Below are 1,425 nucleotides of genomic sequence, written 5' to 3' on the forward strand. Positions count from 1 at the left end.
GGCGTGGTCAGCGTCGGCGTGGTGGCGGGGGCGGGACGGGCTTCGCGGCGACGACGTCGGCGAGCGCCACCTCGACCGGTCCACGACGGGTGTCGATCGTCACCGTGGTGTCCGTCCGGGCGCGCAGCTCCCCGAGGGCGTCCCGCGCGCCGTCCCCGTGGTGTGCACGGACAACGAGGCGGTCGCCGAGCTCCGCGTCGTGCAGCACACCGAGCGCCAGGGCCCGTGCGACGGCGGCAGGGTCGGCGGTCATGCTGCCCAGGGTAGGGCGGACGGGGCGTCGTAGGGTGTGGGGATGGAGAAGGCGCGGGTCGACAGCTGGATCTGGGCGGTCCGCATCACGAAGACCCGCTCCGCCGCGACGGCCGCGTGCAAGGCCGGCCACGTCCGGGTGAACGGGGAGCGTGCGAAGCCCGCGCAGCCGATCGGTCCCGGCGACGAGGTCCGGGTGCGGCAGAACGGCTTCGACCGCATCGTCGTGGTGCGCGGGATCATCCTCAAGCGGACGAGTGCGCCGGAGGCGGCGAAGCACTTCGAGGACAGGACCCCGCCGCGACTCCCCCGCGAAGAGGCCGGCTTCGTGCCGCAGCGCGACCGGGGTGCGGGACGCCCGAGCAAGCGGGAGCGCCGCGACCTCGAGAAGCTCCGCGGCTACTGACGCCGACCGCTGCGTCAGACGAAGCGGACGGTCTGCTGCAGGCGGTCGCGGACGTCGAACACGTCGACGGACCCGACGGGCGAGAGCGCGCCGGAGAGCACGTACGCCAGGGCGCTGCGCTTCACGACGAACGCGGTGGGCTTCCGCTGGGAGCCGACGAGCTGGACGTCCTCGTCCACGGCGGAGTCCGGCACGACGAGGATCCGGCCGGTGAAGCGGACGCGGGTCTGCTTCTGCACCGCGCGGGCGGCGCGGACGAGTTCCTTGACGGGGCGCTCGCCCGGCGCGAGGGTCTCGCCGACGATCTCGCCGCCCTCGACCTGCACGGGGCCGCCCCAGTCGATGGACTCGAGCGCCCACAGCCCGGAGCTCGTGAGCACGGCGTGGTCGAGCTTGCCCTCGGGTCCGGCGTCGAGGTCGTGCCAGACGGTGACGCCGATGCCCATGTCGGCGACGATCGACGCCGTGGCCTCTTCCGCGAGCGCCTCGCCGAGGAGGCGTCGGATGTGCCGGGGCGCGGAGCGGATGAGCGCGGGGTCGTACGGGTCCTCGACGGGGTCGCCCAGACCGACCCACTCGCGTTCGGCCTGCAGGAACACCTCGCGCGACCGACCGCCGGGGTGTCCGTGGGAGCGGGCGCGGGGGCGGGAGTCGCGACGAGCCGACGGGGGTGCGTAGGCGTCGCGCGGTGACCCGTGCCTCCAGGCCGAGGAGCCGGACCCTGCCGATCCGGCCTCGTACGTGGGAGCCGAGCCGGGGCGGGATCC

General features: G+C 74.7%; 3 protein-coding genes. 1 reads left to right on the plus strand and 2 read right to left on the minus strand.

What is annotated here, in order from left to right; all coding sequences use genetic code 11:
* Positions 1 to 7: 7 nt before the first annotated feature.
* A complete protein-coding gene (locus NS184_RS15450; protein WP_058726990.1) occupies positions 8 to 253 on the minus strand; it encodes a hypothetical protein in 246 nt (81 codons plus the stop codon).
* Between the two features lie 42 nt (positions 254 to 295).
* On the opposite strand from NS184_RS15450, the gene NS184_RS15455 reads away from it, so the two are divergent.
* A complete protein-coding gene (locus tag NS184_RS15455) occupies positions 296 to 658 on the plus strand; it encodes an RNA-binding S4 domain-containing protein (RefSeq protein WP_058726991.1) in 363 nt (120 codons plus the stop codon).
* 14 nt (positions 659 to 672) lie between these two features.
* Here NS184_RS15455 and NS184_RS15460 read toward each other — a convergent pair.
* Positions 673 to 1,425: NERD domain-containing protein (locus NS184_RS15460; RefSeq protein ID WP_152998260.1), on the minus strand; the 753-nt coding region annotated here is incomplete at its 5' end.

This window comes from Curtobacterium luteum, from assembly GCF_001475545.1.
Taxonomy (GTDB): Bacteria; Actinomycetota; Actinomycetes; order Actinomycetales; family Microbacteriaceae; genus Curtobacterium; species Curtobacterium luteum_A.

Bases quoted from the DNA above. Each gene is read 5' to 3' on its own strand.
- NS184_RS15450 (WP_058726990.1), bottom strand. From the start codon at position 253: ATGACCGCCGACCCTGCCGCCGTCGCACGGGCCCTGGCGCTCGGTGTG.
- NS184_RS15455 (WP_058726991.1), top strand. From the start codon at position 296: ATGGAGAAGGCGCGGGTCGACAGCTGGATCTGGGCGGTCCGCATCACG.